Raw genomic sequence first — 25,100 nt, 5'->3', positions numbered from 1 at the left:
TCTGCGATCATCTGCTACTCATCCACTACTCGTATGCGCTTATCTGCTGCTTATCTGCTGCTCATTTACTCTTGTCTACCGTTCTTTACCTCTGGAGCATTTTGTGTACGACACGCCCCTTGCGCATCTAACTACACCCAAACCACAAAAATCCCGGCAGCCATCCAACTGGCCCCGGGACATTTTTAAATCTACTTTCATTTAGTCATGGAAATTAAGCCCAGAGGTAACGGCTTTAACATAATCTGCACGGATCACGAAATCTCCAAAATGCTCGCCTTGTTGACGTTCTTTGGCATATCGGTGAAGAATAGGTTCAAGCGTCTCTAGGATCTCTTTCTCATCTATGTTTTCTTTATACATTTTATTGAGGCGATCACCCGTAAAGCCTGCTCCTAAATACATATTGTATCTGCCAGGAGCCTTGCCGATAAACGAGATTTCACCCAGCGCCGGTCTAGCACATCCATTAGGGCAGCCGGTCATTCGGATCACAATTTCCTCGTCACGCAAACCAGCTTTATCTATAACAAGCTCCAGCTTATCTATCAATGAAGGCAGGTAGCGTTCCGCTTCAGCCATCGCAAGTCCGCAGGTTGGCAGTGCTACACAGGACATGGAGCTGCGCCGCAATGCAGAAAGATGTGCTCCATCTGTTAGTCCATGCTGTTTAGCCAGCTCAGCTACTTTGCGTTTTTTGGCAGTAGTGACGTTGGCAATCGTTAGATTCTGATTCGGCGTTAGCCGGAAATCTCCAGTATGAATTTTAGCAATCTCCCGCAAGCCAGTCATCAAGGTGTATCCTTCTTGGTCATGAATCCGTCCGCTTTGAATATAAAGTGTCAGGTTCCATTTTCCGTTGGTACCCTTCACCCAGCCGTAACGGTCTCCGTTGTGATCAAAATGATAATCACGTGCTGCTTCAAGCTGCCATCCGAGTCTTTCATGCAGTTCGTCTACGAACCATTCCAGACCGTGGCGGTCAATCGTATATTTGAACCGTGCATTTTTGCGGACAGAGCGATTGCCATAATCCCGCTGGATCGTTACGGTCTTTTCTGCCACATCAATCAACTGTTCCGGACGGCAAAAACCAATTATACGTCCCAACTGAGGATAAGTACTGGTATCGCCATGAGTCATCCCCATACCGCCGCCGACAGAAACGTTGAAGCCGACTAGCTTCTCATTTTCCAGAATAGCGATAAAACCCAGATCTTGCGAGAATACATCCACATCATTAGAAGGTGGCACCGCTAGGCCAATCTTGAATTTACGCGGTAAATATACCGGACCATAGATCGGTTCTACTTCCGCACGTTCGCCTAAGCTATCTACTACCTTCTCACCGTCCAACCAGATTTCATGGTAAGCAGGCGTACGTGGTGATAAGTGATCACTTACTTTGCGCGCCCATTCGTAGACCTCTGCATGCACCTCCGACTGGTAAGGATTCGGATTGCTCATTACGTTACGGTTAACATCGCCGCAAGCTGCCAGCGTCGTCATCAGCGTATCATTAATGCTGCGAATGGTTTTCTTAAGATTCCATTTGAGTACCCCATGCATTTGAAACGCCTGTCTGGTAGTCAAACGTAAGGTTCCATTGCCGTATTTTTGTGCCAGATCATCCATCACTAGCCACTGCTCTGGTGTCGCTACCCCGCCTGGGGCAACTACACGAAGCATGAACTGGAATGCAGGCTCCAGCTTTTGCCGTTCGCGCTCGTTGCGTAAATCCCGATCGTCCTGCATATAGCTTCCGTGAAATTTCAGCAGCCGATTATCATCTTCCGGCAAACCTCCGGTAATCGGATTGCTTAATGTCTCAACAAGCGCGCCCCGCAGATAGTTACTCTCTTGCTTAATGTGCTCAACATCGCTTGGAGGTCCGCCGATCGGCTTAACCTTTTCATTGTTTGCCATTGTTGTTATCTCCCCCCGAAGTCATTCGATAACTTCACTCTATCGCTTAGTAAACATCACGTTGGTAGCGCTGCGCCTGCTGCATATTATCCAAATAAGCTCCCGCTTCTTCAGGACTCAGACCACCCTCATGCTGGATGACAGTAATCAGAGCAGAATGAACATCATGTGCCATATGCTTCTCGTCTCCGCAAATGTAAATATGAGCTCCCGCTTGCAGCCATTCGTAGACCTCGCGGCTCTTTTCCAGAATGCGATGCTGAACATATACTTTCTCTTCGGTATCACGGGAGAAAGCAACATCCAGCTTAGTTAACAAGCCGTCTTTAAGCATTCTCTGCCAGTCCGTCTGATAGAGGAAGTCCGTCACAAAATGCCGATCTCCGTAGAACAGCCATGATTTACCTTCCGCCCCAAGCTCGCCACGTTCCTCCAGGAAAGAGCGGAAGGGTGCAACACCTGTGCCCGGTCCAATCATAATGATCGGCGCATCAGGATTCGTCGGAAGCTTAAAGTTCGGATTATGTTGAATGTAGATGGGCAACGTATCTCCCGGCTGGACTCTTTCAGCACAATGTACCGAGCAGACCCCATAACGCTCACGGCCATATGCCTCATAACGTACAGCTCTAACCGTTAAATGAACCTCATCTGGATTAGCTTTATAGCTGCTGGCAATTGAATAGAGTCGTGCCGGAAGCTTGCGCAAAATAGTCACAAAACTACTGGCCGAACCCTCCCAGGGAGAGAAGTCCTGAACCAAATCGAGCAGATCGCGGCCTTGAATATATTCCTTAAGCTGTTGCGCGCGTTCTGGCGACAATAGATCACTTAATTGGTTAGAAGAAGATACCTTCGCCGCTTGTTCAAGTAACGGTTTGGTCAATACAGTGATTTCATAGTGGTGAAGAAGGGCCTCACGTAAGGTGCCGTCTTCCCCTTTTTTATTAAATGGAACAATATCATTAGGATTCCAGCCCATAGTATGAATAATAGCGTCTACCAATTCAGGATGATTCTCCGGATAGACACCCAGCGCATCCCCTGGTTCAAATTGTATGTTCGAGCCTTCTAGGGATAGCTCCAAATGGCGGGTCTCCCGGTCGGAACCACGTCCGTTCAGATTTAGATTCTCCAATACTTCCGCTTTAAAAGGATTGTTGCGGGTATACAAAGGCTCCTGAGAATCTGCGTCTTCCGCAGCTTGAACCGCTTTTGCCGCAATGGCCGGAGCATTTAAATGTGCATTCAAGGCACCAATCACACCTTCAAACCACTCGGTAACCGAATCATCATAATCAAGATCGCAATCCACACGTGGACTTAACCGCTTGCCGCCAAGTTCCTCAAGCCGCTGATCGAAGTCCTTGCCGGTCTGACAAAAGAATTCATAGGAGGTATCCCCCAGTGCCAGCACTGAGAACTTCAGATTCTCTAATTGAGGAGCTCTTTTGCTATAGAGAAATTCATGGAACATCCGTGCATTATCTGGCGGCTCGCCTTCACCGTGTGTACTGACCAGCAATAGGAGGTTCTCAACCTTCTTAAGCGCATTGGGCTTAAAGCTGTTCATCGCAGTAAGTGTGACCTGAAATCCTTGCTCCTCCAGCTTGCGGGACAAGCTCCCAGCCAGCCGTTGGCAGTTCCCTGTCTGGGACCCAAACAACACAGTCACTTCCCGTGAAGCTACAGGTTGACTAACGGCACTACCTTCCACATTTCCTATCGTATTTGATTGTACTAATTGAACCTCGGCACCTGCCGATGATGCAGTAGTAAGGCCCATGGCTGACAAATAACCACTAAGCCATATTTGCTGTGTCTCCGTTAAGGATGGTAGAAGACGATTGAGTAGCTCGACTTGGCTCTCGTTAAAAGGACTGTTCGTTACCTGTAGTTGCAACAATATCCACCTCTCCTAAACATGAAATCTTCTGATGATCCGTACCTCATGAAATCAGGCTATCACAATAATTGTAAACGATCAATGATGTCGATTTACCCTAATAATTGTAATTTATTGAAAAAGTATCTATAAAGTACGTAAAAACCGATCAAAACAGTATGATTTAACCTGTTTTGATCGGTTTCATTATAAAAAGTGATACTATTTATAAAATATTGTGATAAATAAAAGCTATAATTTTTGCTTACTTTCGGGAAATAACACCTCGCCGATCCCCGTCTTAATCTTCACTATCTCCTCAAGCGTATTCGACAGCTCGCCGGGCGGATAAGGTTTAGTTAAATATTTTTGAATTACATCGTTTAATTGGTTCTTATCCGATTGATCCAGAGCAGAAGAAATAACGATAGGTATATTTTCAGTTCTTGGATCTTCTTTAAGCATTCGGATCAAATCCCAGCCATCCAGCTCTTCACCCAACATCAAATCTACCACAATCGCCACAAATGGGGTTTTCAAGGCCTGATCAAAAGCTTGCTGTGGATGGTAATGATGGGTAACTCGGAAGCCTTTCCCTTTAAGCTCTTCTGATAAAAGCAATGAAAGACTGTAATCATCTTCAACGATCATTACATTAGGCTTAAGCTCTTTATCGGTGCTCCATTTATTAAGCTCATCCTGTTGCCGGCTCGCTTCCGCATGGAGGATAGGGAGGCTAAACCAGACGGTAGTGCCCTCTCCTTCAACGGAATCTATACCGATATTTCCCTTTTGCTTCTCAATAATCTCCTTACAGATGGCAAGCCCGAGTCCTGTTCCTCCAATTCTTTTAGAGGCGCTATTATCCACTCTTCTGAATTTTTGGAATAGCTGTCCTATTTGATCCTTAGGAATGCCAAGACCATTATCCTGGATACGTACAATAATTCTATCCGACTCGTTATGCAGCAGTACTTTAACTTCATTGTTATCAGGCGAGAATTTAATCGCATTACTTAACAGATTCGTCAGAACTTGGACAATCTTATCCTTGTCCACATCAACATCCGCATTTAAAGCCTCATCCACTAGGAGTACATGATGGGTACTGCTCAGTTTATATTGATCAATTACACCTAATACAATTTCACTGAGATTCAAGTGCTCCGTGATATATTGCTGCTTACCTGACTCCATTCTCTGCAAATCAAGAAAATCATTAATGAGCTCCGTCAGTCGTTTAGCTTCTTTATGAATCGTCTCCAGATATTTAAGCTGCTTCTCAGGCTTCATGGTCTTAGACAATAACAGTTCTGTGAAACCAAGTACACTCGATAGCGGTGTTCTTAGCTCATGACTTACCGTACTGACAAGATCAGATTTCATAAGGTCCAGCTCATATTCTCTAGTGATATCTCTGTAGACAAACAATGTACCAATACGCAGCTCGCGACGGAATACAGGGATCGCATACACATCAATATGCTTCATCGATTCAGTTCCAATGGAGTATTGCATGCTGCTGGATTCCAGAGCATCCTCAGCAATCGCTTTTTCAAAAAACATCCGCAGTTCATGATTCTCATTCGAGTGCTCAATGAAATAATCCAACCATTTCTGTCGGGGAATCAAAGTTCCTTCTGTCCACTCATAATTAAAAATGTTACTCAACGCTTTATTCATCTGCAGGAGCATACCTTCTGTATTCACAAATTGTATACCCTCGTTCACATTATTTACGATGTCCCGATTCAGCTTTCGGCCATGTTCAATCTCTTCATACATGAATAAACGTTCAATCGCCAGCGCTACGCGGTTCATCATCCCTTGAACCTCATTAATCTCTTCTTTGCTGAAGGAATGACCAACCCGGCTGCCACAGAACACTGCAAGAATCTCATCCTCTGCGTTCACAACAGTAGTGTAGAAGTCATAAACATAAACCTCACTTGCAGAAATCCCTTGCTCTGATTGTGTGGCCAGACGCTTGATTAGGTACGTTTTTTCCGCTTGCAAGCGATATAACATCTCATTATTCTCATGATCAAGATAACGCTCCACATTCTCTTGCGGAATACCTTTCACAGCCGCGATATTATCTTTCACAAGCAAGAAGAAACTCGAATCAAAGGCATACAGGCGATGCATAAACGCAATAAACTTATCGGCAAATTCATGCTTATCCAAAGTATAAGTAATATCATGATTCAGCTGATTATTTAGCTCTAGCATCATCTTGGTCTGTTCCGTATTTTTTAACGTTTCGGCTAGTTCCTGCTGCACGCTCTTCATTGAGGTGATATCGTTCGCAATAAGGATGTATTGATAAATCACACCCTCTTCATTCAGGTACGGCACAATCGTCAGATGCAGCCAGATGGGCAATCCGTCTTTGGCCAGAATCTGCAGCTCATTGTTCCACACTCCGCCTGTATTTAATTTGTTAAAGATTTTCTGATAACCCTCATCAGAGATATTATAAAGTTCAAATAACTTATAGGTGTAACCGATAATCTCAGACTTTTTATAGCGGGTATATCCACTTAAATTATCATTCGCGTAGGTAAAGACACCTTTAGCAGTAAGAATTCCGACGGCAGACGATTGATCCAAGGCTTTCATCATACTCTCAATTTCACTAAGCGAGCGCTGCAGCCTATATTGCTGATCCTGAAGTTCATCCTGCTGCGCATGCAGCTCTTCATTCTGCATCATCAATTCTTCTTCTTTATCTTGAATACTTCTAGCCATATTAAGAAAAGCATCATAAAGTCGGCCAATTTCATCTTGATTCTTAAGTTTGCCCAGAAGAATTTCTTCTCCTGCAGCCAGAGAATGGGTTGCCCCTTCCAGCTTCAGAATAGGATCTATTAGGTTCTTCAGAATCCGCCAGATCATAAAGGTGAAGATTAGCAGAATAATCGTGCTGAAAAAAAATGCGATAAAGGTAAATTCATTGGCACGTTTGATGTAATCCATAGCCATAGTATTTAATGCGGCATCGGATCGTTGCTTGTACTCTTTTGTATACGTTAAAAAATCATTCACTGATTTCGTGTTCCCATCTGCGGATAGAGCTCTCAAAGACACATAATCATCTGCTTCGACAAACCGAATCGCTTCCGGCAAAACTTTAGTTTTGTACTGAACATAAAATGCTTTCAAACCATCCCTAAACAAGGCTTCTTCCGGAGATAAACTGAGATTAGAATAGGTATCCAGAATCTTATCAAAGTTAACAAGTCCTAAGTTTAAGAGCTCTAATTCATTGTCACTCTTAAGTGCGCTGAATCCCCTCGCTCGGAAAAAAACCTCATTTAATGCAGTCGCCAATTCGTTAATCGTGTCCGCCTTATTCTGCAGATTTTCACGGTCTCTACTTAATTTGTTCTGCTCATTGTTTATGAAAAACAAAAATACAGATCCCATAATAATGATTAGCGAAAAAACCAAGGCGATGATACGAAAATACCTATTTTTGATACTGTGATTAGAGCTGCTTCCCTTTGTCACTTAGGATCCCCTCCACAATCTGTAAGAGTTCCATCGGACTAAAAGGTTTCGGCATAAAATAACGTGCGCCTGCATCTACCGCTCGAAGACGGTCTACATCTTGGGCTTTGGCTGTTAACATTAAAATAGCTGTAGCCTTCTTTTTCTCATCATCCAGTTGGCCTAGGACTTCAATCCCTGTCATTTCAGGCATCATATAATCCAATATCACCAAATCATAATAATCCTGTGACAATTTTGAAAGCGCCTCTAATCCGTTCTCGGCAGTGTGGATCTCCACGTCTTCCAAATCTTCTAAGGTGTCTACGATTAACATTCTTAATACTTCTTCATCATCCACTACCATTACCTTTTGCATAGCTGCCTAGTTCCCTCCGCTTTAGATCTCTCCTGGTGCTCACAACATTTTCAGAACCCAATTAGAACAAAAATCTATGAGCCAACCGCTCTATCCTCGACAATAACTCAGGCATATGGACCGGTTTCACTACATAATCATCGGCACCCATCTGCAGGGCATGTACAATATCCGCCTGATTATTTCTTCCCGTCAACATGATCACTAATATATTTACTTCCGGATACGTTTTGCGGATTCTTTCCAGAACTTCTACTCCATCCAGATCAGGCATCACACCATCCAGCAAAATAATATACTTCTCATCCACGGCATACCAATCCGATTGCAGGAAATCAAGCCCATTCGCATAGCTGCTGACCTTCACCTCAGCAATATTATCCGGCTCCCAAATGGCGAACTGACTTGTCACAATTCTCCGAATTAGCGTATCATCATCTACAACAATCACATTCAGAACCGAATGCTTTTTAGTAGTGGATAAATGATCCGAATAAAGCGTTGTCTGATTCCTTCCAGCATGCTTACTGGCATAAAGAGCCTGATCTGCTTCCTCAATCAATTTATCGGCTATATTCTCGGCATCTGTTACCTCAGAAATCCCGCTAGAGATAGTCACATGAAAGATTTCATTTTTTGCAAAAAAGTCAGTCGCCGCAAACCGCTCTTGAATACGCTGTATAACCAACATTGCAGATTCCGCATCCGTGTGAGGTAAGAACACTGCAAACTCTTCTCCCCCATAACGGCAAAAGGTATCCTCCAGACGGATGGAATTCTTCACAAGCTCTGAAAAGCCCTGCAGAACTTCGTCTCCGATTAGGTGACCATATGTATCATTAACGTTTTTAAAATAATCCAAATCAATCAGCGCTAACGAAAATACGCGGTTGGTCCGCTTAAAATCACCAATCAGCTGCTTCATAACTTGATTAAAGTGTTTGCGATTGAATGCGCCGGTCAAATCATCCACGATGATGGACTCCTGCCATTCTCTCTTGAGCTGAAAGCGATTTTTGATCAATACCAGAAATAAATCAATATCTACAGGCTTCGGTAAAAAATCCATCACACCTAACGAATACGCCTGCATTTGCGTCGCTTTGGAGTACTCCCCGCTAATAATGATAATGGGAATTCGTTCTTTTTTGGCCTTGCCGATAATTTGGTTCAACACCTCAATCCCGCTTTTATCCGGTAAAAGAATATCCAGCAGAATGAGATCTGGTTTTGTTTCATAAAAGATTTTGAGTCCCCGTTCAGCAGATAAGGCAATGCTTACATAGTAATTCTGCTTCTCCAATGACTCTTTCAGATAAGCAACTAGCTCTACATCGTCATCGATAAGAAGAATATCATTCTGCGTGAGCGTCTCAGCGGGTCCCTTTTTATCCAATGCTTTAACAGAGCTTGAAGCTGCCAATGAATGGACATTAAACAATGGAATCAGTGGATATAAATAATCCCCCCATTCCTCGACCGACCAACTCTTAAGACTGCTTTCCATGAAATAGGGCAGCGTATCCTCGGCAAATTGTTCGACATCTGGTAATCCGACAGTTCCAGCAGTGCCTTTTAAATTATGCAAAAAACGATAAATGTCCTTTTCCTTCACTTCCGCCTGTTCCGTCCATTCCTGGAGGGTCATCTTCGTTCTTTGCTCAACCATGTCTTTATATTTTTGTGTAGTCATATTTACTCCTTCAGACTATCATATCAAACTCTCAGTTCATCACATTTTTTATAGGCTGTCAAATGAATTTTCTATAATTTCAGCTGTCAAAATAAATATTTAATCAAACTGACAAAAAACCTTTGGTTGAAGCTTGTTTCATCATTTGCAATAATAGTTGGAATGGTTCATTTCCGTATACACGGTGAAATCAATAAATACAAAGGGAGGCTGTATTCATGAAGGGAATTATTACTGTATTGGGAAAAGATAAAGTAGGGATTATTGCTAAAGTATGTACATATCTAGCCGAACACAATTTGAACATTCTGGATATTTCGCAGACGATTGTTCAAGATTATTTTAACATGATGATGATTGTAGACATTTCTAGCTCAACTAAAGCTTTTGAGAATATTGTAGAGGAATTACATTTGCTTGGCGAATCGATTGGCGTGGAAATCAAGCTTCAGCATGAGGATATTTTTAATATTATGCACCGAATCTAGGAGGATGGCTGACCATGATATCACTAGTGGAAGTACAAGAAACGAATAAGATGATTCGTGAAATGAATCTGGATGTGCGTACCATAACGATGGGGATCAGCCTCATGGATTGTGCCCACACGGATATGCGCACCTTTAATCAAAATGTATATGACAAAATCACCAGATCCGCTGAAAAGCTCGTAAAGACGGGTGAAGATCTGGAAAGACAATTTGGGGTTCCTATTGTTAACAAACGGATCTCTGTCACACCCATCGCTATTGCCGCTGGTGCGGTGAAGACAGATACCTATGTACCTGTTGCTGAAATCCTGGACAAGGCTGCAAAAGAGGTAGGCGTTAACTTTATCGGCGGCTTCTCTGCACTTGTACAAAAAGGCTGCACCAAAGGCGATCGTATTTTGATTGACAGTATTCCTGAAGCATTGGCAGTCACTGAACGAGTCTGCTCCTCGGTCAATGTCGGTTCCTCCAGAAGTGGAATCAACATGGACGCTGTGAAATTAATGGGCGACATCATTATCCAAACTGCGGAACGTACCAAGGATCGGGATTCCATCGGCTGCGCCAAGCTGGTAGTCTTCTGTAATGCAGTTGAGGACAACCCTTTTATGGCCGGAGCATTTCACGGGGTTGGAGAGCGGGAATGTGTCATCAACGTTGGCGTCAGCGGTCCTGGTGTAATCAAACGTGCGCTTGAAGAGGTTAGAGGGCAGGATTTTGAAACCTTATGTGAAACCATTAAACGGACAGCCTTCAAAGTCACACGTGTCGGTCAGCTAGTTGCTCAAGAGGCTTCCAAACGGATGAATGTTCCTTTTGGGATTATCGATCTATCCTTAGCTCCTACTCCAGAAATCGGTGATTCCATTGCCGAAATCTTTCAAGTCATGGGTCTGGAGGAAGCTGGCGCTCCGGGAACAACCGCTGCTCTGGCGATCCTAAATGACAATGTTAAAAAAGGTGGCGTAATGGCCTCCTCCTATGTAGGTGGGCTTAGTGGAGCCTTTATTCCGGTCAGTGAAGATCACGGCATGATTCAAGCGGTTCAGCGGGGTGCCCTTACACTAGAGAAGCTGGAAGCTATGACCTGTGTGTGTTCCGTAGGACTGGATATGATAGCTATCCCAGGAAGCACCACCAAGGAGACTATTTCCGGCATCATCGCCGATGAAGCGGCTATCGGCATGGTGAATAACAAAACCACTGCGGTTCGCGTGATTCCAGTAATCGGCAAGGACGTTGGTGAAATGGTCGAATTTGGCGGTCTGCTCGGATATGCACCAGTTATGGCAGTAAACGGCTTCAACTGCGCAAACTTCGTTAATCGTGGCGGACGAATCCCAGCTCCAATTCATAGCTTTAAGAATTAATAGAAACCTCAAACAGCAAGTCCCTATTTGCACTTAGGAGACTTGCTGTTTTTTTATTAATCTGATGCTGAGAATGTTTGTTTCTCTTGATTAAGCCCGTTGGATACCGATATTAGGTGTTCCGCCGGTCAAATCGATAAATAATACATAATCATTTCCATCCGTGCCCTTCAGCACGAGACCAGTCTGACCTACAGCACCTACAGAAAAGTATCGAACCTGTTGCAGACTGGTAGGAGCGCCTGGTGGCAATGTTGCTTGGTTCGTAGCAATCAACCGGGTTGCAGCTCTGATGGTGCCTGCCCCGCTAATTTCACCGGTTACCCCCAGATGTCCGAGTATGGATTCGCTGCCGTTCACATTTAGGCTTCCCATTATAGTCTGACTACCATTCAAATGCAGATTCGAATCGATAGTCTCATTTCCATTAACGTGCAGATCATTTTGAATGGTCTGACTTCCTGTAACTAGAACGTTATCGAAGGTTGGCAAGGCGATCATCCCTTTCAGGTTTTATAGTATATCTTATGTTAAACAAGCCAGCTCTGTCATAGATAGATATACAGCTTTCACTAAATCCGCTTTTTATCTTCGAGACTCTGATTAATGGTCTTATACCTAAAGTCAAAATAACCCCCTACACATATAATGATTAGCAAGACTCGGTGCTAGAGCGGACGACTGGCTCCACAGAATACAGGAGGAATTATGAAGAAGACAGCTAATAGGCTCACTCCTGAAAGGCCTTCAAGTCACGAAGTCACCATCAGCCAAGTTAATCCATTGCAACACCATAACCTCATCCTAGAGATGAACTCTTATAGAGCGGAACCTCTGCAACGGGAACTCAAGCAATTAAGAATATTGCTGCTGGTTCCTACAGTGGCAAGTGATAAAATGCCTAATGTACGACTTTTTAAGGATCATCTAAGGCATTTGGTCAAAGAAGTACTTGCTATTAAATTCCAGCATAATCTGGAGGAATATTTAGCCCATTTTCAACCTGATCTAATATTAGCTCTAGGATCGGAGACTCTATTTCCGGAGGAGAACCTCCCTGCTCTGAAGGCTTCCAACGTTCCCAAAGCGGTATGGATGGCAGATGCTGCTTGTCTTACTCCAACAGAACGTAATCTGGCATTGTTATTCGATTATATTTTTACACAGAACATTGCTAATCTAATCTATTATCAAGGTTTATGGGGCAAACATTCCAGCTATCTCCCATATGCTGCGGATACGGATCTCTATTATCCAAGACGTGTGGAGAACTGTTATCAGAGTGACGTACTCATTCTCGGCGATTTTCAAATCGATAGTATGCTTTACACCTTGGCGTATTCAGACCTATTTCAAGGCCTTAAGGTAATGATCGCCGGGCGTGGTTGGGAACCCCCCAGAAATTTCATTGATATCACCCATAGTAAAGAGATGTCCAGCTATTATAATGGAGCAAAAATCGTCATCAATTGCACTGGTTCTGTGCAGCAGATTATGGAGGTTACCGCTTGCGGTGTATTTCAGTTAGTGGAGGATCATCCCCATCTTCATAATTACCGAATTGCAGAAGAAGATCTCATTCGTTTCCAGAACTTCAAAGAGCTCTCCGATAGCTTTAAGCACTATTTTTCACATAGTGAAGAAAGAAGAATCTTTGCCTCTCGTGCTTTAAAGGAACTAAAGTATAACCATTCCTATATTCAGCAAGGAAAGTTGCTGCTGAGAAAAATATTCAAGGAACCATAGGGGGGACCTGACTTGAAATGCATTGCTTTTTTATTGCCTCAGTTTCATCAGATCTCTGAGAACGATTCCTGGTGGGGTGAGGGTTTTACAGAATGGACAAATGTCAGGAAGGCTACAGCTCTTTATCCTGAACATGATCAACCCAAGAAGCCATTAAATAATAATTACTATGATTTAACGGAACCTAAAGTGAAACAGTGGCAGGTGGAGACTGCAAAGGCTCATGGCATTTACGGTTTTTGTTATTATCACTATTGGTTTAATGGCAGGCGACTACTGGAACAACCGGTTCAACAGATTCTTGCGAGCAAAGAGCCTGACTTCCCCTTTTGCCTTTCTTGGGCTAACGAACCCTGGACACGTAGCTGGGATGGCACCGAAGAGGATGTCCTGATGCCACAGGAATACGGAGAAGAACGCGATTGGCGAATGCACTTTTATGCTTTGCTGGAAGCCTTCAAAGATGATCGATATATCCGGGTGGAGGATAAGCCTGTCTTTATCATTTATCGATCTGCTAGTATCCCGCACTGTGAAGAAATGCTTCAATATTGGCGCGAATTGGCTCTGCAGAACGGACTTAAAGGACTTCATCTGGTCCGGACACTGGGCGGTTTCCCCCTAAAGAAAGAGCAAGGATTCGATGCCAGTCTGGAATTTGAGCCGCATTACACATTCGCACATGGCGGGGTTAAGCATTTATGGAGCTCAAAGCAGGTGGAGGATCAGAAGCATATCGTAATTGATTATGACGAGTTATGGGAATCCATGTTGGAGCGTACACCCCATAGGGACGGAGAAATCATATATCCGGGAGCCTTTGTCAACTGGGATAACACACCACGTAAAGGCGCTGCCGGACAAAGCACCTTAGGCGCTAATCCGCAAAAATTCGGCCAATACCTTTCACGACAAATTGAGCGCGCCAAAAAAATGTTCAAAAGTGAATATATTTATATCAATGCCTGGAATGAATGGGCTGAAGGTGCCTACCTAGAACCGGATGTGCGTTATCAATATCAATACTTGCAGGCCGTTAAGGAAGCCCTGCAATTTCATCACAAAGAAGATCCTTCTTAGCCGTAGCGCCAGAAGGATCTTTTTCATTCTATGTTATCTTTCCGATGACTGCACTCTGGCGCTTCTTGCACTCACCAATCTCCAGCCAGTTAATAAAGCAGCCACTAAACATATCGATGCCGAGGTTACAAACACTACATGCATACCCTCGATAAATAACTCTGGCCGACCGGGAACTAACCCTGTCACCCGATAACCTGCTCTAGTGCTCATCACTTGAAAAAGAATTGTAGTAGCAATTGTTATGCCGACAACCATACCAACATTACGAACTAACGAATTGACACTACCCGCAGAACCAAGCTGTGTTCTTGGTACCTTAGACATGACAAGCGAATTGTTCGGCGATTGAAATAGACCACTTCCTATACCCAGCATAGCGATCCACACACCTACCAGCACAACAGAGCTTCCTACATGAAGCTGAGCTAATCCGAACTGCGCGATAACCATGACCACCAGCCCTGCAAAAGTCAAAAATTCCGAGCCTATTTTATCCGATAGCGCACCACTCATTGGAGCCACGACTACCATGCATATCGGCAACAGCATCAACAAGAAACCTGCATAGAATGGCGATAAATTAAGCATGTTCTGTGCATAAAACGGCGCGATAATATTGAAGCAGAAATTCGCTGTAAATACGAGAAAACCACATAAGATACTTAAAGAAAACAACGGATTCTTAAATAATGACAGTTGCAACAGCGGTTCTTTTCTGCGAAGCTCCATCCATATGAAAGCAACGAAGCTGACTACAGCAACAATTATTGATGTAACAATTAAGCTGTTACCATATCCAAGCTGTTGACCTAGTAATAATCCTGCGAACAAAGTAATAATAAAGACAGCGAACAGTAAACTGCCCGGCACATCAATCGAAGATTTCACTCTCGTTAAATCCTTAGGCAATACCTTCCAGCCAAAAAATATAGCGATCAGGCCAATAGGGACGTTTACCCAAAAGATATACTCCCAGCCTAAGGTGGAAACCATAATCCCGCCTAGACTTGGACCGGCTATACTTCCCAGAGACACGAATGTACCAATGAAACCAAGGGCTTTACCACGCTCCGTGGCAGGAAAGATATCCGTTACAATTCCCTGACTGTTCGCCATGGTCATCGAAGCACCTAAGGCTTGAATAACACGCGAAGCAATTAAGGCTGGTAAGCTTACGCTAAGCCCACACAGCATAGATCCAATAACAAATATAATCGTGCCAATCTTAAAAATTCGAATCTTTCCTACGATATCTCCAAGCTTGCCGAAGAAAAGGATCGCCGCACAGATCGCCATTAAATAACCTGTTGTTACCCATTCGATTTGCGCCATGGGCAGCTTCAGTTGTTTGGATAGCTCAGGCAGAGCAATATTGACAATACTACCATCAAGGGTGGACATAAACGTAAAAATATTCAGAACAATTAAGATCATCCAGCGCTTCTTCTGAATTTCTTTATCCTCCTGGTAGGTTGCACTTACAGAACTCATAACTAACACCTCATTAAATATTAATAATCACTGTTTAGTTGCGCACGCAACCAAACTCGCCATACCCAGTGTACAACAATTTAGTTGCGTGCGCAACGACTTTATTGTACACTTTATTTCAAGGCAACAAATGAGCGAACATATAACCCAAAGAGGTGTCTATATTGGCAAGAGAGCCTATCGGGAAGCTAATTTCCCATCTTCACCGTCAAAATCAAAAGAAACTGGTTAAGCAATTTGTCCCCTATGGAATCGGTAGTGGTGGACAGCATAGTTTTCTTAAATTGATTCTTTCTCGGCCAGGCATTACTCAGGATCAGTTAACTGCCGAATTGAAGTTCGATAAAGCAACTACAGCACGTTCTGTGAAGCAATTAGAGAATTCGGGATATATCGAGCGCAAAGACGATCCTAATGATCGACGCTCTCACCTTCTATATCCTACCCCGAAAGCCATTGATTTCTTCCCAGTTTTACAGTCCATCTTAGATGAATTTAATAAAAGCCTTGTTGGCCATTTAACCGATGAAGAAGTAGAGCAACTACATTTCCTGCTGCAAAAGATCAGCAAAAACGAAGAATAGAACACAAGAAAAAAGGATGTCCCAAAGCCACTTGGCTGTTGAGGCATCCCACGTTTACTTTTGCTTTACAAGCTCAGTAACTTCTTCCGTAATCTCTTCCCCGCCCATACTCTTCCATTTAGCTACAAACGCATCAAAATCACTAAGCGGTGAATCACCCACGATGATATTTAAGAACGTCTCATTCTCCAGATTCTGCAGATCCGGCCATTTGGTCTTCATTAGTCTGGTGTTCCCATAAAAGACCCCACGCACTCCCTCTATAGCAGTTGAGGTTAACACAGCTACTCCGTATTTATACGCATTCGCTGCTTTCCAGCCTTCAAGATCTTTTTTGGGCTGCTCTGTCTCCGCTACCCATTGATCATAAATGAGCCGGGTATCAGAATTTAATGTATCCGGGTCTATCTTTCCGTGCAAAGCCTGCTGGATATCAGCATAATGTTTCTCAATCGCATCCCTATAATCTATCAGAAGATCGAACGGATAATAAGCACGCAGCTGAATGCCTGTCTGCGCAGAGAAATCACCCAGCTTTTTTACCTCCTCTTGATTAGGGTCCTGTCTTCTTTCGAGTCTTGTAAACACGTTTAATTGCTTGATGACAGCCTCAGGATGTTCAAACCCTTTACGCACAACAAGATATCGATCTGTTACCGGCGCCAAATGAGCGACAAACTTACCGGAGTCGTCAACTGGAGCTGCATATGCTCTCCATTCTGCCTTCGTATCCAAAGCTACTGCCTCTGACAAAGGATAATAAGGCATCCACCAAGGACCAAAAAACATTCCGGATTTACCTGTAATAATTGGCTCCTGAGTTTCCTTATAGAGTGCAAAGTCCGGATCCAGCAACCCGCGTTTATACCAATCAGCAAGTTTAGCAAGCGCTTGTTTGGTCTCTGGTGTAATGGAGCCATACACGATATTGCCGTTGTTATCCTTAATCCAATTCGTGGGGAAAGCGTGAAATGCACTAAACACAGCATCCAGACCATTAACTAATGGTTTAGTTCCATATACGATATTTTTATAGCCGCTTAGACCGACAGTATCTCTTTTTCCATTTCCATCAGGGTCTTTTTCAATAAAAGCTTTGGCAATTTTCTCGATGTCTTCAAAAGTTTGTGGAGGCCGCAGCTCCAGCTTCTCCAGCCAATCCTGACGTACCCAGAGCAGCACGGGAGAGTCTGCATCAATAGCTACATTCGGTAATCCATATAATTTACCATCGCGGGAAGCGTCCTCTAATGCCTCACCCTTTGTAGAATTGTACATATCCTTGATAAGTTCAGAACCATATATTTTATAAGTCTCTGTCAAATCTTCAATCATATCATTATCAATTAATTTCTTCAGTTGATCCCGATCCACAACCATGGCATCAGGCAAATCGTTGCTATCAATGGCAAGCTGTACCTTTTGCGTAAAAGCATCCTCACCCTTCGCTTCCCACGAGTGAACCACTTTGATATTCGTAATACTCTCTAAATAACGGGTGATTGGATTGTTATCATTGCTGTCACCTGTATTAAGTCGCGAGTCGGGAACCTTAAATCCCACTCGAATCACAATCGGATCCTCGTATTTGCTATAAGCGATAGAAGTATCTTCATCTCCTGCCTGAGGGCTTGCAACCGAATCTACAGTACCGATATTGTCACGACATGATGTCATTCCGATGACCATAAACACTAGGAGGATAGATTTCCAAAATTTCATATTTGGTTTTTCCCCTCCGCACGGAATTCACTTGGTAATTTACCAATACGTTCTCTGAACAATCTGCTGAAATAACGATCATCCTCAAAACCGGACCGCGAGGCAATCTCACAGACCGGAAGTGTAGTCTCCAGCAGCAGTGATTTAGCAAGCTCCAGCCGCATTCCCCGTAAACATTCACCAAATGTCTCTCCGGCAAAACGAGCGAAACATTGGCTGAAATAACCACGGCTCATATTAATGACGGCTGCTACGTCGCTCTGATTGATTTTGTCACCTGCATGGCTCTGCATATAACGAACTGCACGAATAAGACAGGACATAACCTCTTTAGTTAATCCAAGCTCCAGCATTCTTCGTCCCACATGATCAGAAAATCGCCGCAGCCAGTTCTTCCAATGGCACCAGTTCAGATTATGGGAAATGTCCTTTTCCAGTTGAGCAGCATCTTCAGGCTTTAATAGTAAAGAACTCCAGCTTTGTATTAGAGAGTGTGCAAACGCCAGAAACTGATCAGAACAGGGTTTCTGCTGAAGTATGTTTGCTACAAATTTCTCCCACTCCTTTCCATCAATTGTCCACTTCAAATTCTGTACTTGCTCCAGCAAATTATCCGCCTCTTGTTTTGAATAGGGAGCCCCTGGTTCCTTCTTTATGTCTTCATATTTCAATGAGGTCAAATCCTCAGGTTCTGGATGATAAAATAGAATACGGCGTAATTTCGCAGTGAGCTGTTCCTCTAATTCCTGTAACGGTTGATCTCTCAATCCACTGATCAGCGCGGTCTGCCATCGTCCGGATAGCTGGATCTTTAGTTCACGTTTGCTCTCATCTATTGAGAAACGATGCAATAAGGGTGACATCCACATCTCATGAAAAGTAATAAGCGGATTATTTTTCACGCTGGACAGCTGAAATAATTCTTCTTCATTGCACTGAGGATTTAGTGGCAAATACAGCAGAGCCTTATCAGCAGCCATACGTTTACTTTCCCCACGAACCAGAGCATCCCGAGTATTGTCCTCCCATTTAATGCGATCAACAAGACGTCTGATAGTTTCATCTGCATTTTCCATCTCAAGCAGTGTTTTTACAATATAGTCAACGGCTCCTAAACGCATAGCCTCCTGAACATAGTCAAATTCATGATGACAAGTAAGGACAACACAGCGAATACCTGCGAAACGTTGTCTAACCATTTTAATGAGCTCGAAGCCTGAAATACCCGGCATGGTCAAATCCACAAATAATAAATCTACTTCCTGCTGTTGAAGCAGCTCCAAAGCAGATTTACCATCACCTGCCTCCCCAACTATAACAATCCCTAAGGATGACCAATCGATCAGGGATATGAAGCCTTTCCGCACGAGTCTCTCGTCATCGACAACTACAGCCTTAATCATCGAAGTCCTCCTTACCTTTCCTCGGAATCACAATGGATACAACCGTACCTTCTCCTGGCTTACTAAACATCTCTAGCTTCATTTGTTCTCCATAATAGGTTCTAAGCATCCGGTTCACATATGAAAAACCAATTCCAAGTCCCCGTTTTTTCGCTCCATCATCAGACAAAAGCTGATCTAATGTATCTGCATCCATCCCAGCGCCGTTATCTTTTACACATAACTGAACTTCTCCTTCACCATGTTTCGTTATCTCAACATCTACCTTGCCATTATCGCTTAATCCATGATAAATCGAGTTCTCCACCAGAGGCTGAAGTAAAAATCTCGGGACAGCCACAGACAATACATCCTCATCAGCTTCAACGTTAAATTCAAATTCATAATCATAACGGATACGCTGCAGCTCCATATAATTTCGAATCGCTTCAATTTCCTCGCCAATGGTAACAATGATGCTTTGCTTGCCCAGATTATAATGCAGCACCTTTACAAGAAGAGTGACCAGCTTGTCGATCTCCTTCTGGCCGTTTAGCCGGGCCATCCACTGTACCGTATTTAAGGTATTATGCAAAAAATGAGGATTGATCTGGCTGAGCAACTTCTCAATCTCAAATTGGCTTTTCTGTTTCTCATTATGGGCAACCGCAACAATCAGCTCATTCACCTGTTTTTTCATCTGCTGAAAGTTGGTAAGCACGAAATCAAATTCTTCTACATTCGTATAGGCTACCGGAGCGGTAACATTTTCCGCCATTCGGTTGATTTCAAGGTTGACCTTACGCAACGGACCATAAATTTTCCTCCAGATGATCCAAGCCAGAAATCCGGCAAAAAGAAGGGTGGAAAAGGCAAGTAAGATCATTTTAAAAAACCAAGAATAAATTTCACTGTTGAATTCGGATTTTTTCACAACGGCAATAAGTTTCCAGCCCTGAGGACTCGCGTAACGAAACAGATGATATCCGCTTAGCGTTTCATGGGTGAGATTGGAGTTGCTTCCCGCAGCTTTAATAATACTTAGCGGAAGTTTGCCATCGATCACTTTTGTACTATTACCTTGCTGATTGACCAGCAGATGATTTACTTTCATCCCGTAGGACTCCTGATTAAAGATTTTGCGAAACAAACTATAATTTGTCTCCAAATAAATATATAGCTTATGCTGGCCCGGCACACGGACAATCCGCTGCTCCGAGAACACGAGATTATCACCAACAGCGTACATAGTGGGATGTGGTCCATAATAGTCAGCCCCGTTATATCGCATAAAGGACGGCAATGTACTGATATCAAAATTTCTGCGTGCGCTCATGTTGGTGAACAGAACGGGATCATCGCTGTCCGGCATAATGTAGGCTGTAAGTCCAATATAAGGGTTCGTAAAATTGACTAGATTGATCTTCTGGTTGATGGAATTCATCATTTGCGATTTGCGAAAAATTTGTTTTTCCTGAATAAATGAGGACATCTCCTGCACAATCTGACCGTCCAAAGCAAACTGTTTGGAGGCAAAATCCATATTGTCGATGGCATTCTCCAGGCTTGAGGCTTCCTGCCTTAGACTAGCGCTGATCCCGTTGCCAATTTTACCTGAAAGGATGGAGTAAATAGAGGTGTAGGTTACGAATCCTACTAAGAGAAGCGGAAGTAGTGTTCCGATTACTAGATAGATAAATAAGGTATTGCGTAAGGATTTGACAGCTGGAGTATGACTCCGCAGGGGTACTCTTACCATCTGGATTATCCTCTTCTTTCTATCTGAAAGCGTTTTATATTAATGTGAGAATACCACATTTATCCTTAATTGAATAGAATAAGGCAGAACAGCCTCCACGCCGCCCCGCCTTATTTTATAGTTACTAGCCGTGTTTATTTAACGCTTTTACGGGCCTCGAACAATTCCTCAGCCTTTTTAATCGAGAAATCCATAACTTCGGAATACCCAAGACCATTTACCTTATCATGCATTTCTTTATTCAACTTATCGTATTCCGCTTGATCTTTAGCAAAGACCATTTTCCAGGAAATCTGTTGAATAACCGTACCGATTTGTTTATTCTTTTGTTCCACTGTTTTATCCATGGTTAATGGCTCTTTGCCAGTGAAACCTTGTGGTGCTACAGCCAATAGATTGTTTTTCTCAAAATACTCCTTAGGAGTCAGAACGCCCATTTTCGCTCTCCAGTCACTATCAAGCTTGGAAGGGTTACGCTCTAGGGTTGTTGTCCACAGATTATGATCGAATGGCTCACTATTCTCTGGATTCACCATCGCCGGAACCACAAACGAGAAGTTCATTTGATTGGAGCCATAGTAGTAGTCACCCCCGCCGTATTCAGCAGGAACTTGAGTATTCTGTTGATCAGTATAAGCTTTCCAACCAAAATCAGTCACTGCAGGTTTGCCGTTTGCATCAATATCCCAAGTCAGACCTTGAGGTCCGTTAGGTACTGCTGTTCCACTTCCTGCAGAAATCATTGCACCTTCCGGTGTGTACATCCAGTTAATGAATTCCATTATTCTAGCAGGTTCCTTAGCTTTTGCGCCGATTGCAATAATACCGTTACCACCGTAAACATTGAAGCCTGTGGAATACATCAATTCATCTTTGAACGGAACCAGCGCAAAACCTTTACCTTCGGCTGTTCTTTCTGGTGTATTGTAGTTAGCAGCTCCAAGCCATGGGAACCAAGAGAACAATAGACGACCATCTTTGTATTTTGCTACAACATCGTCAAATTTTTGCGTCATAGAGTCCGGATCAACCAGACCCATTTGGTTAGCTTCAAAATACAGTTTGAGAGATTTCATGTACCAGCTATCTTCAGATAAGAAGTCATAATACTTTTCTTCATCTGCCTTAACATACACAGCAGTATCAGGAATTTCGTCATAGCCCATCATGTTTGCGAACTGTTTAGCCAATGTCATTTTATAGTTGCCATCCCAATCAGACCACATCGAGAAAGCATAGGTTTTTTTGCCTTGTTCGTTCTTAGGCTCGAGCTCTTGCATTTTTTTCAGCACAGGCAGATAATCTTCAATCTTTGTAATTTCTGGCGCTCCAATTTGTTGGTAAAGATCAAAGCGCAGATCTGGACCCCAAGTCATATCTTTTCCTTCAGAAGGTCCGGATGGGTTAGAAGCTACGCTGTTCCCCATACCAAAGACTGATGATCCACCGCCAAAAGCTACCTTTGCTTTCTCAATAGCTTTTGGAAAAGTGCTGGAAATGTCTTTTCCGTAATTGTCCAAAAGACCGTCCTGTGTCCAGTCCAAGAGCAGCTTTCCTTTGATGGCGTTTGGATAGTGGTTCTTGTCGTCACCGAAAATGATGATATCTCCAAGATCTCCGGAAGCCATCATTGCAGAGATTTTGGTATCTCCACCAGTCAGGTTTGAAGCTACAATGTCCATTTCGATGTTGAACTTATCCTTGATGATTTTTGCAAACCATCCGGTCTGTGGACCGACATAGTTAGCGGTTGTTGAGAATACAGTCAGCTTCAGCGGCTTGGAATGATCAAGCGCTCCGTCATCCGGTGCTGCTGTCTCTTCCGCCGGGGCATTCGTGGCAGCCGACGTAGGTTTCTCTGTGCTCGTGTTTTTGCCCGAGTTAGCCGAATTATTCCCCCCGCCACATGCTGCAAGAACGAAGACCAGGATTACGGATAGCATGACAAGCGATGCTCTTCTTAATCTCATTGCTTTATACCCTCCCTTTCATCTCTTCACTTATAGTTCAACTCTGCTTATAGCAGAGGAAAACCCAGTTCTGGTCCAAAGTGGCCACCCATCAGCCTTTAACCGCACCGATCATAATTCCTTTGACAAAAAAGCGTTGGAAGAACGGATACACGATCAAAATCGGCAATACGACGATCATCGTTACAGTCATCCGCACAGAGGTTGGAGTCTGCATATTCGCTGCACTAGCGGCCATATCTGGCGAATTACGTATTAAGGCTGCGAGTGAGCTGGATTCGTTCAAATAACGCCATAATAAGAACTGGAGCGTAAAGTATTTCGTATCTGTCATCAGAAATGCCGTATCAATAAAGGCATTCCACTGATTCACCGCTGAGAAAATCGTAATCGTAGCCAAGATAGGCGTTGTAAGAGGAACAATGATACTCCAGAACACCCGGAAGTACCCTGCTCCATCCATTGACGCCGACTCCTCAAGTGAGGGCGGAATAGCCTCGACGAAGGTTTTGACCAAAATGATATTAAAAGGAGTAATAATGGTTGGCAAAATATAAGCCAGGTAGTTATTAGTCAGATGCAAGTTATGCATGGTGATATACCATGGGATCAGCCCTGCGCTGAAATACATCGTAACTACAACACTGCGGTACCAAATACTCCGGCCCCACATCTCCTTTTTGGTGAACAAGTACCCAAGGAATGCCGAAGATCCAACGGTGAGCAAAGTACCTACAACTGTTCTATAAATAGAGACTGTCGCCGCATGACCTAAACCACTGATTCTTAGAACCTTACTATAATTATCAAAATGGATCTGCCTTGGATAAAATTTGATATACCCTGCTGCGCTAAGATCATTCGAACTGATCGTATTAATGAACAAATAGTAGAATGGATAAATGCATGACAGGGTGAACAATCCAAAGAGTGTGTAGATAATAATTTGAAAGATTAATTCTCCAGAAGTTAGTTTTTTCTTTCTCAAATGGGATCACCCCTGCCTTAAATGATAGATTCGTCACGCACCATCTTGGATAATGTGTTTGCCGCGAACAGTAGAATTACACTGACGACCGACTTCAGCATACTGACAGCTGTGGCAAACGGAAAGTTGTTAGCGAACGCAATATTGTATACATAAAGATCCAGCACTTCTATGGAATCTTTATTCATCGCATTTTGAAAGGCAAAGTACTGCTCCATCCCGTTATTGACCAGGTTACCTATGGAGAGCAGCAGTAGGACAAAGAAGGTTGGGATAAGACCCGGAATGGTAATATGCCAGATTTTACGGAACCGGCTTGCACCATCCACCTCTACGGCTTCATACAACTCCTGATCAATGCCTGCGATTGCAGCAAGATAGAGAATGGCACCCCAGCCTAACGATTTCCACCAATACCAAATGATCATCGTGACCCAAATATTCGAGCTGGAGGCTAAAAAGTTATAACCCTCATCAACGATTCCAAGCTGCACTAAAATGTGTGTGATGACCCCGTTATCAACGGAGAACAACGAGAAAGCCAATGCATATACCAGAATCCAGCTGATAAAGTTCGGAATCGTGGTTAGCGTCTGCACCATCTTGCGATACCAACCTGACTTAATCTCGGTCAGAAAAATCGCAAAGATCACTGGAAATATCGAGGTAATTAGTCCAAGTGAACTCATGGCAAGAGTGTTCTTCAGCACGCGCACAACCTCTGCGGTCTGTGTTGGATTGGATACAATCGTCTTGAACCATTTCAACCCGACATATGGCGTGTCAGACAACGGTATTCCGGGAATGAAATCATAAAATGCATAAATCCATCCGCTGATCGGCAGATAATAGAAAATAAAGGTGACAACAAGAAACGGAAAAGCCATGAAGAACAATTTATGTTTGTTCTTCATCTTCCAGCGGGATCGATGAACCGGATCGACGCTGGGAAGTAATTCACCAGAAGGTACCCCCATGTCGGAATCTCCTATACCCAGATTTTGATTACGTTTTCATAGTATCAGAACCTTTACGTATGACGAGATAGAACACAGAACGGCCTCACTGGAGAACCGTCTGATGCTTGTGAACCAAATTCGCATATATTTCGACCATTTTCTACCTAATCGCTGTGGGTC

18 protein-coding genes are annotated in these 25,100 nt (G+C 43.4%); 5 read left to right on the top strand and 13 right to left on the bottom strand.

Features of this window, described 5'->3' with window-relative positions:
• Positions 1–201: 201 nt before the first annotated feature.
• The 5 genes from cysI to MHH60_RS12595 all read right to left on the bottom strand — a co-directional run bounded on the left by cysI (position 202) and on the right by MHH60_RS12595 (position 9,375).
• Entirely contained in the window at positions 202–1,926 is a 1,725-nt protein-coding gene (gene cysI, locus MHH60_RS12615) for an assimilatory sulfite reductase (NADPH) hemoprotein subunit (RefSeq protein WP_076130761.1), read from the bottom strand.
• 46 nt (positions 1,927–1,972) lie between these two features.
• Positions 1,973–3,829 carry an assimilatory sulfite reductase (NADPH) flavoprotein subunit gene (locus tag MHH60_RS12610; RefSeq protein ID WP_076134459.1) on the bottom strand — a complete coding sequence of 619 codons (1,857 nt, stop codon included), beginning with the start codon at positions 3,827–3,829 and terminating at the stop codon, positions 1,973–1,975.
• A 234-nt stretch (positions 3,830–4,063) separates the two neighbouring features.
• Positions 4,064–7,324, bottom strand: a complete 3,261-nt coding sequence (locus MHH60_RS12605; RefSeq protein WP_076134280.1) for an ATP-binding protein — start codon at positions 7,322–7,324, stop codon at positions 4,064–4,066.
• A complete protein-coding gene (locus MHH60_RS12600) occupies positions 7,302–7,682 on the bottom strand; it encodes a response regulator (RefSeq protein WP_076134279.1) in 381 nt (126 codons plus the stop codon). The genes MHH60_RS12605 and MHH60_RS12600 overlap by 23 nt, the downstream gene beginning before the upstream one ends.
• 61 nt (positions 7,683–7,743) lie before the next feature.
• On the bottom strand, positions 7,744–9,375 hold the full coding sequence (locus tag MHH60_RS12595; protein WP_076134278.1) for a diguanylate cyclase: 1,632 nt from the start codon (positions 9,373–9,375) through the stop codon (positions 7,744–7,746).
• 218 nt (positions 9,376–9,593) lie between these two features.
• On the opposite strand from MHH60_RS12595, the gene MHH60_RS12590 reads away from it, so the two are divergent.
• Together MHH60_RS12590 and MHH60_RS12585 are read left to right on the top strand one after the other, a co-directional pair.
• A complete protein-coding gene (locus tag MHH60_RS12590; RefSeq protein WP_036685776.1) occupies positions 9,594–9,863 on the top strand; it encodes an ACT domain-containing protein in 270 nt (89 codons plus the stop codon).
• A 17-nt stretch (positions 9,864–9,880) separates the two neighbouring features.
• Positions 9,881–11,236 carry a PFL family protein gene (locus MHH60_RS12585; RefSeq protein WP_248548616.1) on the top strand — a complete coding sequence of 452 codons (1,356 nt, stop codon included), beginning with the start codon at positions 9,881–9,883 and terminating at the stop codon, positions 11,234–11,236.
• Positions 11,237–11,326: 90 nt separating this feature from the next.
• Here MHH60_RS12585 and MHH60_RS12580 read toward each other — a convergent pair whose 3' ends face one another.
• A complete protein-coding gene (locus tag MHH60_RS12580) occupies positions 11,327–11,737 on the bottom strand; it encodes a hypothetical protein (RefSeq protein ID WP_232061415.1) in 411 nt (136 codons plus the stop codon).
• 207 nt (positions 11,738–11,944) lie between these two features.
• Between MHH60_RS12580 and MHH60_RS12575 the strand changes: the two genes are divergently transcribed.
• Both MHH60_RS12575 and MHH60_RS12570 read left to right on the top strand, forming a co-directional pair.
• Positions 11,945–12,982, top strand: a complete 1,038-nt coding sequence (locus MHH60_RS12575) for a glycosyltransferase family protein (RefSeq protein ID WP_076134276.1) — start codon at positions 11,945–11,947, stop codon at positions 12,980–12,982.
• Between the two features lie 12 nt (positions 12,983–12,994).
• Positions 12,995–14,062, top strand: coding sequence for a glycosyltransferase WbsX family protein (locus tag MHH60_RS12570; protein WP_076134275.1), 1,068 nt, complete (start codon positions 12,995–12,997; stop codon positions 14,060–14,062).
• Positions 14,063–14,095: 33 nt separating this feature from the next.
• Here the strand turns inward: MHH60_RS12570 and MHH60_RS12565 are convergent, their stop codons facing one another.
• A complete protein-coding gene (locus tag MHH60_RS12565) occupies positions 14,096–15,556 on the bottom strand; it encodes an MFS transporter (protein ID WP_076134274.1) in 1,461 nt (486 codons plus the stop codon).
• 164 nt (positions 15,557–15,720) lie between these two features.
• Here MHH60_RS12565 and MHH60_RS12560 point away from each other — a divergent pair, with 164 nt between their 5' ends.
• Positions 15,721–16,140 (top strand): MarR family winged helix-turn-helix transcriptional regulator, encoded by a 420-nt coding sequence (locus MHH60_RS12560; RefSeq protein ID WP_076130769.1) that lies wholly within the window; start codon positions 15,721–15,723, stop codon positions 16,138–16,140.
• A 54-nt stretch (positions 16,141–16,194) separates the two neighbouring features.
• On the opposite strand, the gene MHH60_RS12555 is transcribed toward MHH60_RS12560, so the two are convergent.
• The 6 genes from MHH60_RS12555 to MHH60_RS12530 all read right to left on the bottom strand — a co-directional run bounded on the left by MHH60_RS12555 (position 16,195) and on the right by MHH60_RS12530 (position 24,938).
• Entirely contained in the window at positions 16,195–17,862 is a 1,668-nt protein-coding gene (locus MHH60_RS12555) for an extracellular solute-binding protein (RefSeq protein ID WP_076134272.1), read from the bottom strand.
• Positions 17,859–19,265, bottom strand: coding sequence for a response regulator transcription factor (locus MHH60_RS12550; protein WP_076134271.1), 1,407 nt, complete (start codon positions 19,263–19,265; stop codon positions 17,859–17,861). Before MHH60_RS12550 ends, MHH60_RS12555 begins: the two co-directional genes overlap by 4 nt.
• Positions 19,258–21,003, bottom strand: coding sequence for a sensor histidine kinase (locus tag MHH60_RS12545; RefSeq protein ID WP_076134269.1), 1,746 nt, complete (start codon positions 21,001–21,003; stop codon positions 19,258–19,260). Before MHH60_RS12545 ends, MHH60_RS12550 begins: the two co-directional genes overlap by 8 nt.
• A 134-nt stretch (positions 21,004–21,137) precedes the next feature.
• Positions 21,138–22,973 carry an ABC transporter substrate-binding protein gene (locus tag MHH60_RS12540; protein WP_076134268.1) on the bottom strand — a complete coding sequence of 612 codons (1,836 nt, stop codon included), beginning with the start codon at positions 22,971–22,973 and terminating at the stop codon, positions 21,138–21,140.
• Positions 22,974–23,064: 91 nt separating this feature from the next.
• On the bottom strand, positions 23,065–23,961 hold the full coding sequence (locus MHH60_RS12535) for a carbohydrate ABC transporter permease (RefSeq protein WP_036685756.1): 897 nt from the start codon (positions 23,959–23,961) through the stop codon (positions 23,065–23,067).
• 17 nt (positions 23,962–23,978) lie between these two features.
• A complete protein-coding gene (locus MHH60_RS12530) occupies positions 23,979–24,938 on the bottom strand; it encodes an ABC transporter permease (RefSeq protein WP_076130774.1) in 960 nt (319 codons plus the stop codon).
• Positions 24,939–25,100 lie beyond the last annotated feature (162 nt).

It is taken from the genome of Paenibacillus sp. FSL H7-0716 (genome assembly GCF_038002705.1).
Taxonomy (GTDB): domain Bacteria; phylum Bacillota; class Bacilli; order Paenibacillales; family Paenibacillaceae; genus Paenibacillus_AQ; species Paenibacillus_AQ odorifer.
Note: the sequence above shows the minus strand (reverse complement) of the source record. Positions and strands in the feature narration are given on the sequence as shown.

What these genes read in the sequence shown, in the direction of transcription:
- cysI (WP_076130761.1), bottom strand. Translation starts at nt 1,926, where the DNA reads ATGGCAAACAATGAAAAGGTTAAGCCGATCGGCGGACCTCCAAGCGAT.
- MHH60_RS12600 (WP_076134279.1), bottom strand. Translation starts at nt 7,682, where the DNA reads ATGCAAAAGGTAATGGTAGTGGATGATGAAGAAGTATTAAGAATGTTA.
- MHH60_RS12595 (WP_076134278.1), bottom strand. Translation starts at nt 9,375, where the DNA reads ATGACTACACAAAAATATAAAGACATGGTTGAGCAAAGAACGAAGATG.
- MHH60_RS12590 (WP_036685776.1), top strand. Translation starts at nt 9,594, where the DNA reads ATGAAGGGAATTATTACTGTATTGGGAAAAGATAAAGTAGGGATTATT.
- MHH60_RS12580 (WP_232061415.1), bottom strand. Translation starts at nt 11,737, where the DNA reads ATGATCGCCTTGCCAACCTTCGATAACGTTCTAGTTACAGGAAGTCAG.
- MHH60_RS12575 (WP_076134276.1), top strand. Translation starts at nt 11,945, where the DNA reads ATGAAGAAGACAGCTAATAGGCTCACTCCTGAAAGGCCTTCAAGTCAC.
- MHH60_RS12565 (WP_076134274.1), bottom strand. Translation starts at nt 15,556, where the DNA reads ATGAGTTCTGTAAGTGCAACCTACCAGGAGGATAAAGAAATTCAGAAG.
- MHH60_RS12555 (WP_076134272.1), bottom strand. Translation starts at nt 17,862, where the DNA reads ATGAAATTTTGGAAATCTATCCTCCTAGTGTTTATGGTCATCGGAATG.
- MHH60_RS12550 (WP_076134271.1), bottom strand. Translation starts at nt 19,265, where the DNA reads ATGATTAAGGCTGTAGTTGTCGATGACGAGAGACTCGTGCGGAAAGGC.
- MHH60_RS12545 (WP_076134269.1), bottom strand. Translation starts at nt 21,003, where the DNA reads ATGGTAAGAGTACCCCTGCGGAGTCATACTCCAGCTGTCAAATCCTTA.
- MHH60_RS12540 (WP_076134268.1), bottom strand. Translation starts at nt 22,973, where the DNA reads ATGAGATTAAGAAGAGCATCGCTTGTCATGCTATCCGTAATCCTGGTC.
- MHH60_RS12530 (WP_076130774.1), bottom strand. Translation starts at nt 24,938, where the DNA reads ATGGGGGTACCTTCTGGTGAATTACTTCCCAGCGTCGATCCGGTTCAT.